Genomic DNA, 7,923 nt, shown 5'->3' with positions numbered 1-7,923 from the left:
TGTGGGCCTGCTTGTCCAGGTAGCGGGTGCGCAGGCGAAAGTCGATGCTGCTTTGCTGGCACTCGATGGTCAGCGACACCGCGCCGGCCAGCGTGGCTGCCAGCGGCTGTGCCCCGCCCATGCCGCCCAGGCCGGCGGTGAGGATCCAGCGGCCGGACCAGTCATTTTGGTAATGCTGGCGGCCGGCCTCGACGAAGGTTTCAAACGTGCCTTGCACGATGCCCTGGCTGCCGATGTAGATCCAGCTGCCGGCCGTCATCTGGCCGTACATGAAGAGGCCCTTGCGGTCCAGTTCATTGAAGTGGTCCCAATTGCCCCATTTGGGCACCAGGTTGGAGTTGGCGATCAACACCCGCGGCGCGTCGGCATGCGTCTGGAAGACGCCCACCGGCTTGCCCGACTGGATCAGCAGCGATTCGTCGGCTTCCAGCGCCTTGAGCGAATCCAGGATCTGGTCGAAGCAGGCCCAGTCGCGCGCGGCGCGGCCGATGCCGCCGTAGACCACCAGATGCCTGGGGTTTTCCGCGACCTCGGGGTCGAGGTTGTTCTGGATCATGCGAAACGCCGCCTCGGCCAGCCAGTTCTTGCAGTGCAGCTGGCTGCCGCGCGGCGCGCGGATCACGCGGCTGGCGTCGAAGCGGGGGTCGTTGCGCAGGGCCTGTTCGGCGGGGCTATCGGCGGCATTTTCGGCGTGGCTCACGGGCATTCTCCGGCGGCGGCGGGCAAGTTGTATAGACAACTATAGTGAAATCCGGGCCCGGATGGCAACGGGTTTCGTGCGCACACCGGCGCGCCGCCCTGCTGCAGGCGGCGGCTTGTCTAGACAAGCGCCGCAAGGGCCCGCCGCCGGTCAGGACGACCCGCCGGTCGCGGGCGGCGGTGCCACCGGCTGGGGCGCCGGCGCTGGCGGCTTGTCCGTCGGCTTGTCCGGCGGGTCCACGGCCGGCGTCAGGCCCAGGCAGATGTTCGTGCCGCGCGAGAGGATGCCGCTGCGGCGGCGGCCCGAGGGGTCGGTGCCGGGATCCACCGCCTCGTAACGGTCCAGCACCTGCGCCAGCTGACCCTGCAGGATGGCCAGTGAGGTGGCATCGGTGGCGCTTCGCCTGCTGCCGATCACGTTGGTTCGCGCTTCGGCCGAGGCGTAACGCTTGCGGTCGCCGATACACGCTCGCCGGCCGCGCCGTATGCTGCCCGGCTGCGCGCCGAGGGCTGGCCGCCCCCGGGGGCTACAGTGCCCGCATGAATCCTGACACCCTTGCTGCCGTGGCCAGCGCCCCGGCCGCCACCTTGCTGCTGGCCACCATCGTGGTGGTGAGCCTGCTGGGCCTGTACAAGGCACCGCAGCTGATCGAACGCAACCTGCTGCGGCCGCACGGCCTGGCCCGCCGCGGCGAATGGCACACGCTGGTGACCAGCGGCTTCATCCACGCCGACCTGCCGCACCTGGTGTTCAACGGCTTCACCTTCTGGGCCTTCGGCTTCGGGCTGGAGCGGCACCTGGGCACGACCCGCTTCGTGGCGCTATATGCCTTCGGCCTGCTGGCCAGCAGCCTGGCCACCTGGTTCATCCACCGCCGGCAGCCGGGGTACGCCAGCCTGGGCGCCTCGGGCGCCATCCTGGCGGTGCTGTTCGCGTCCATCATCGTGTTTCCGCAGTCGTCGCTGTTCATCCTGCCGATTCCGGTGCCCATCCCGGCCCCGCTGTTCGCGCTGGGCTACCTGGGCTTCAGTCTGTGGGCGGGGCGCAGCCAGGGCGGGCGCATCAACCACGACGCACACGTGGCCGGTGCGGTGGCCGGCGTGCTGTTCATGGCGCTGGCGCAGCCCGGCAGCATCGGCCGCGCCCTGGCGGCGTGGTGGTCTTGACGGCACGGTTGCAACGCGGGGCCGAGCGGCGTAGAAAGGGTGGCCTCTTCACTCCTGCGGAGGACACCCCATGGACAAGCAACTGCACCTGCTGGAAAGCTTCCAGGCCCAGGGCTCCGACGGCGCCCACTACAAGGTGATGGGCTACGAGCACCTGGTGCGCGACCCCTCGCTGAATGAAGCGGTGGCCAGTTGGGAGCCCACCGGCCAGACCGAATACCGGCTGGACGACGGACGCCTGGTGATGCCGACCCGCGACGGCGCGCTGCGCATCGACCAGACCGGCGTGACGCTGATGCGCTGACGCCAAGCCGCCGGCGCCGGGCGCAGGCACGGCGGCTGCCGCAGGCCGGGCATGAACGCCGTCAAACCCCCGCTCGACGAAGCCATCCTGAACGAGCTGCGGCAGGTGTTCCATGCCGCCCGACAGGGCGACGTGGACCATCTGGCGCCGCTTTTGCGCGCCGGCCTGCCCGCCGACCTGACCAACGACGCCGGCGACAGCCTGCTGATGCTGGCGGCTTATCACCGCCATGCGCCGCTGGTGGCCCTGCTGCTGGCCCATGGCGCCGACACCGAGCGGCGCAACGACAAGGGACAGTCGCCGCTGGGCGCCGCCGCCTTCAAGGGCGACGAAGCCATCGTGGCCCTGCTGCTGCAGCACGGCGCCCCGGTGGACGCCACCGGCGCCGACGGCCGCACCGCGCTGATGTACGCCGCCATGTTCAACCGCGCCGTCATCGTGCAGCAGCTGCTGCTGGCAGGGGCCGACCCGGCCCGGCGCGACGCGATGGGCAGCACGGCGGCCGAGCTGGCGGTGAAGATGGGGGCGGGGGAGACGGCGGCGCTGCTGGGCTGAGCCGCGGCTGCCGCCCCAGGGGCGTCAACTTGGCTTGCTCACCAGCGCTTCGGCGACCACCAGCTCCTGCAGACCCTCGTCGACGCTCTTGCGCAGGGCCTTCACGGCCCGGTCCAGCTCCTCGAAGGTCGCGCTGCCGGCGGCCGCGTCCTTGGCCAGCGCGTCCAGCCTGCCGCGTTCGGCCTTCAGCGCCTTCAGCCGGGCCTGCAGCCGGGTCAGTGCGGCCGCCAGCGCTTCGGCAGCGCCGGGGGCCGGCGACGCCGCCTGCAGCGTCGCCAGGCGTGTTGCGGCATCCGCCAGCGACTGGTCGATGCGCTTGAGCTCCTCCTCGGTCACCCGGCTCATGGCCGGGGCACCGCCACCGCCGGTGATGCCCTTGGCCGCCGCCTCCACCGTGCGGCTGCCGAAGTAGAAGCTCACCACCGAAGTCAGCAGCGTGATCAGCGCCGTGATGATCTGCTTTTGCATGTCGACCGAGGCGGCGGGTGTTTCCATCGCCACCGGGTACAGCCGCAGCTCGGTGCCAACCACACCACTGGCAGGGGTGGCCACGGCCAACAGGTTGGCCTTGGCATAGCGCTGGATCTCGGCCTGGGCCTCGGCCGCGCCACCGGGCACCACCACCGTGGTGAGCGACTGCGTGGCCGTCTTGGGCTGCGGTCCCTCGCCGCTGAGGGCCTGCAGGCCGAACACCGCGAACAGCACCATCACGCCCACCGCCAGCAAAGAACGCAGTGAACCTGCAGGCAGGCCGAATGCTTCGTCCTTGACTGCCAGGCCCAGCCACTTGAACACCACCGCGATCAGCGCCAGCGCCGAGCCGAAGATCACCAGCATGCCGATGAACCAGAACGGGTTGCTGCGCACCGTGGCGTAGGCCGGCAACGTGAGCGCCAGCGTGAAGCCGAACACCAGCAGCAGCAGCCCCGAGGCCACCCACACCCCGGTGCGCCGCTGGTCGCCACCCGGATCGTTCTTTTCCGTTGCCATCCGCCCTCTCCCATCGACCGCCCGGAGCCGAGCGTAGACAAGCGGCTGCCGCCGCGCCTCCTCACAAACGAGGACGACGGCCTGTAGTGGTCCGTGGTCGGCGCAGTCGAATCCGGCCGCCCTGCTTCGTCGTGCGGTAGAAACAGACGCACCCCAGGAGCTGGAGATGACCGAAGAAGCCAAGGTGAAAGGCCCCGCCGCCTACTTCCCTTCCATCGAGAAGAAGTACGGGCAGCCGATCGCCCATTGGATGGACACCCTGCAGGCCATGGGCCCGCTCAAGCACATGGAGCTGGTGGCGCGCCTGAAGGCGGACCACCAGATGGGCCACGGGCACGCCAACGCGCTGGTGGCCGCCTTCCTGACGCGGTAAGCGGCTTCAGCGCACGCTGCGCGGATTCGGAATGCCCTCGATCGGGCACTCCTCAGTGCCCACCATCGGCCGGGTGATGGCCTCCACCGCGGCGCGGGTGGCGGCGGGGTCGGCCACCCACTGGCGGTAGAAGTCGTAGGGGCAGTCGGCCAGGCCGCGGTCGCCGTCGTCGGAGTTGATCAGGCCGGTGTAGCCGCGGTGCAGCAGCTTGAACAGGTGGTTCTCCGACTGGGCGTTCTTGCGGAAGTCGCGGATCAGTTGCTTGCTCAGCGCCGCGTACTGCACGCCGTTGTCTTCCTCGCCGCACTCGCCCAGCGTGCGGCCGTCGAAGCCGATCAGCGCGCTGTGGCCGAAGTAGCTGTAGACGCCATCGAAGCCCGCCGCATTGGCCACCGCCACGTAGCAGTTGTTGGCCCAGGCCATGGCCTTGGCCATCAGCACCTGCTGGTCCTTGGCCGGGTACATGTAGCCCTGGCAGCGCACGATCAGCTCCGCGCCCTTCATCGCGCAGTCGCGCCAGATCTCGGGGTAGTTGCCGTCGTCGCAGATGATGAGGCTGATCTTCAGGCCCTTGGGGCCTTCGCTCACATAGGTCTGGTTGCCCGGGTACCAGCCTTCGATGGGCACCCAGGGCATGATCTTGCGGTACTTCTGGACGATCTCGCCCTGGTCGTTCATCAGGATCAGCGTGTTGTACGGCGCCTTGCGCGGGTGCTGCTCATGGCGCTCGCCGGTCAGCGAAAACACGCCCCACACCTTGGCCCTTCGGCAGGCGTCGGCAAAGATGGCCGTCTCTTCACCAGGCACGGTGGCCGCGGTGTCGAACATCTCCTGCGGGTCGTACATGATGCCGTGGGTGCTGTACTCCGGGAACACCACCAGGTCCAGCCCCGGCAGGCCGCGCTTCATGCCCATCACCATCTCGCCGATGGCGCGTGCATTGGCCAGCACCTCGGCCCTGGTGTGCAGCCGGGGCATCTTGTAATTGACCACCGCCACGCCGACGGTGTCGTTGCTGCTGCTGATGTCGCCGTGGTTCATGCCTGCGCTCCTGCTGCCATTGACTGCGATGGCCGCATTGGGCCGCGCAAGGGCCCGGCCCGGACATACGTCGAATGACGTAGCGCGGGGCTCAGGCGTCCAGCATCTCGCGCACCTTGGCCAGCAGCACCGGCAGCTCGAAGGGCTTGGTCAGCACTTCCATGCGGTCTTCGGCCAGCGCATTGCCCAGCGCGGTGGTCTCGGCATAGCCGGTGATGAACAAGACCTTGAGCTGCGGTCGCAGCTCGCGGCCGGTGTCGGCCACCTGGCGGCCGTTCATGCCGCCGGGCAGGCCCACGTCGGTCAGCAGCAGGCCGATGGGCTCATGGCCCTGCAGCAGCTGCAGCGCCGCTGGGCCGTCGCGCACCGCCAGCACGCGGTAGCCGGCTTCCTGCAGCAGCTCGGTGATCAGGTGGCGCACTGCGTCGTCGTCGTCGATCAGCAGGATGGTCTCGCCCGCGCCACCGACCACCTTCAGCGGCACGGCAGGCTCGTCGGCTTCGGCCTCGCCCAGGTGCCGCGGCAGCAGCAGCGACATGCGGGTGCCCCGCCCCGGCGCGGAATCCACCACCACCTGCCCGCCCGACTGGCGCACGAAGCCATACACCATCGACAGGCCCAGGCCGGTGCCCTTGCCCAGCGGCTTGGTGGTGAAAAAGGGCTCGAACACCCGCTGCACCACCGCGGGCGGCATGCCGGTGCCGGTGTCGATCACGTCCAGCGCCACGTAGTCGCCGGCCGGCAGCGGGGGCGTGGGCGCGGCGTCGGCGGGCAGCGTCTGGTTGGCGGTGACCAGCGTCAGCGAGCCGCCGTCGGGCATCGCATCGCGGGCGTTGATGCACAGGTTGAGCAACGCGTTCTCGAGCTGCGACCCGTCCACCCGCGTGGCCCACAGCGCAGGCGACAGCTGCACCCGCACATGCACCGCCGGCCCCACGGTGCGGCCGATCAGGTCGGCCATGCCCTGCACCAGCCGGTTGATGTTCAGCGGTCGCGGGTCCAGCGTCTGCCGGCGCGAGAAGGCCAGCAGCCGCTGCGTCAGCGCCGCCGCCCGCCGCACCGAGGCATCGCCCATGTCCAGGTAGCGCAGCAGCGGCGGATCCAGCGGCGCGCGCCGGCGCACGATCTGCAGCGCACCGCCGATGGAGGCCAGCAGGTTGTTGAAGTCGTGCGCGATGCCGCCGGTCAGCTGGCCGATGGCTTCCATCTTCTGCGCCTGGCGCAGCTCGTCTTCGGTCTGCCTCAGCCGCGCGCGTGCCTCGCGCTCGTCGGTCACGTCACGGCCGGCCACGAAAACCTCGTCGCCGCTGACCACGCCGACCCACGAGACCCAGCGGCTGCCGGCCTGCCGGTGCGGGTGTCGCAGCACCACCGCGCTCTTGACCTGCTGGTCGATCAGCGCAAAGGCGTCCTGCAGCCGTTGCACTTGGTCGGGCTCCACGAACTCGGCAATGTGGTGGCCCAGCACGTCGGCCACTGAATAGCCCAGGATGCGATGGGCCGAAGGATTGGCGCGGCGGATGCGGGCCTGGCTGTCCAGCACCACCAGCAGGTCGGGCGACAGCTCCCACAGGCGGTTCAGCTCATTGGTTCGCTCGGCGATGCGGGTGTTCAGCGATTGGTTCACCGCCTCGAAGCTGCGCTCCACCGCCTTGCGTTCGGTCTGGTCGAGCAGCGAGCCGACGATGCGCACCACCTGCCCGGAAGGCCCACGGCTCACGCAGCCCCGTTCGCGCACCTCGATGTAGTGGCCATCGGCCTTGGCAAAGCGGTATTCCAGCGCGTACTCGTCCTGGTCACCGCCGATCAGCTGCTCAAAGAAGGCCCACACCCGGGCCCGATCCTCGGGATGCACCTGCGCAAGCCAGCCATCCACCGTGCCCAGCCGATGCGCCGCGGGGTAGCCGTAGCAGCGCTCGAAGGCCTCGTTCCAGCTGATGCGCCCCTGCGGCAGCGCCCAGTCGCGGATCACGTCGCTGGCCGCCCGCACCGCCAGGCGCAGGCGCTCCTCGACCTCGGTTTGCGCGGTGGTATTGCGCGACACGCACAGCACCGCCTTGACCGCACCCTCGCCGGCCAGCATCGGCGTGAGCACGTTGTCCCAGTACTCCGGGGCTTGCCCCGGCAGCTGGCTGGCGCCGTCGAAACGGCCCACCTGGCCACCCAGTGCCCGCTGCAAGGCGATCTGGCCTCGCCCGCTCACTTCCACTGGCAGCAACGGCAGCCAGGGCCGGCCGGCCACGTCGTCCTCGGGCACGCCCAGGGCCTGGCAGCCGGCCTGGTTCATGTGCAGCAAGCTGCCGTCGGTGGCGATGATCTTGATGCAGTCGACGCTGGCATTGAGCATCTCGGTCTGCATGCGCACGCGCTGCTGCAGGGCCTCTTCGCGCAGGTGGCGCTCATGCACGTCCACCAGCCACAGCAGGTGGCGGGGCCGCCCGGCTTCGTCGGCGGCTTGCGGCGCGGCATGGACCGACATCCAGCGCCAGCTGCCGTCGGCCTGCCGCACGGCATGGTCGCTGCCGTGACCATTTGATACCAATGAAACAACGTCCGTCCCCGGTGCACCCAGCACCTCGGCCAGGCGCTGTCCGGCAGCCACCGTGCGCCGCCACGCCGCATTGGCCTCCTGCACCAGACCCTGTTCGTCGACCACCGCGGCGGCGAGGGGACCTTCCAGACCATCACCCCTCGGTACAAGCATTTCTGGCATCCCCATCCTCACTTCTGATGAGGGGTGTACCACTTCAAACGCTTTGGGACAAGGCGGGGCATGCCGGGATGGCCCCGACGC

8 protein-coding genes and 1 pseudogene are annotated in these 7,923 nt (G+C 69.6%); 4 read left to right on the top strand and 5 right to left on the bottom strand.

Annotation, left to right across the window (positions count from 1 at the left end; genetic code table 11):
- A pseudogene (locus tag ABNT58_RS25440) lies at positions 1-700 on the bottom strand (urocanate hydratase); the annotation flags it as partial.
- A 150-nt stretch (positions 701-850) separates the two neighbouring features.
- Positions 851-1,117, bottom strand: a complete 267-nt coding sequence (locus ABNT58_RS25435; RefSeq protein WP_348756172.1) for a hypothetical protein — start codon at positions 1,115-1,117, stop codon at positions 851-853.
- A gap of 122 nt (positions 1,118-1,239) precedes the next feature.
- Here ABNT58_RS25435 and ABNT58_RS25430 point away from each other — a divergent pair, with 122 nt between their 5' ends.
- From ABNT58_RS25430 to ABNT58_RS25420, 3 genes are all read left to right on the top strand, one after another.
- The gene (locus ABNT58_RS25430) at positions 1,240-1,866 is read left to right on the top strand and encodes a rhomboid family intramembrane serine protease (RefSeq protein ID WP_348756171.1); all 627 of its coding nucleotides are present in this window, start codon (positions 1,240-1,242) and stop codon (positions 1,864-1,866) included.
- 70 nt (positions 1,867-1,936) lie between these two features.
- Positions 1,937-2,170 (top strand): hypothetical protein, encoded by a 234-nt coding sequence (locus ABNT58_RS25425; protein WP_348756170.1) that lies wholly within the window; start codon positions 1,937-1,939, stop codon positions 2,168-2,170.
- 51 nt (positions 2,171-2,221) lie between these two features.
- Positions 2,222-2,725, top strand: coding sequence for an ankyrin repeat domain-containing protein (locus tag ABNT58_RS25420; RefSeq protein ID WP_348756169.1), 504 nt, complete (start codon positions 2,222-2,224; stop codon positions 2,723-2,725).
- A 24-nt stretch (positions 2,726-2,749) separates the two neighbouring features.
- Here ABNT58_RS25420 and ABNT58_RS25415 read toward each other — a convergent pair whose 3' ends face one another.
- Positions 2,750-3,715, bottom strand: coding sequence for a hypothetical protein (locus ABNT58_RS25415; RefSeq protein ID WP_348756168.1), 966 nt, complete (start codon positions 3,713-3,715; stop codon positions 2,750-2,752).
- Positions 3,716-3,881: 166 nt separating this feature from the next.
- Here ABNT58_RS25415 and ABNT58_RS25410 point away from each other — a divergent pair, with 166 nt between their 5' ends.
- Positions 3,882-4,088 (top strand): DUF4287 domain-containing protein, encoded by a 207-nt coding sequence (locus tag ABNT58_RS25410; RefSeq protein WP_348756167.1) that lies wholly within the window; start codon positions 3,882-3,884, stop codon positions 4,086-4,088.
- Positions 4,089-4,094: 6 nt separating this feature from the next.
- Here the strand turns inward: ABNT58_RS25410 and ABNT58_RS25405 are convergent, their stop codons facing one another.
- Both ABNT58_RS25405 and ABNT58_RS25400 read right to left on the bottom strand, forming a co-directional pair.
- Complete coding sequence (locus ABNT58_RS25405; protein ID WP_348756166.1) at positions 4,095-5,129, bottom strand: aliphatic amidase; 1,035 nt, start codon at positions 5,127-5,129, stop codon at positions 4,095-4,097.
- A gap of 91 nt (positions 5,130-5,220) precedes the next feature.
- On the bottom strand, positions 5,221-7,833 hold the full coding sequence (locus ABNT58_RS25400) for a PAS domain-containing protein (protein ID WP_348756165.1): 2,613 nt from the start codon (positions 7,831-7,833) through the stop codon (positions 5,221-5,223).
- Between the last annotated feature and the right edge of the window lie 90 nt (positions 7,834-7,923).

Origin of the sequence: uncultured Aquincola sp. (assembly GCF_964001545.1) — a bacterium.
In the GTDB taxonomy this organism is placed as follows: domain Bacteria; phylum Pseudomonadota; class Gammaproteobacteria; order Burkholderiales; family Burkholderiaceae_C; genus Aquincola.
The sequence above is the reverse complement of the archived record's forward strand: the minus strand, read 5'-3'. Positions and strand labels throughout refer to the sequence as shown.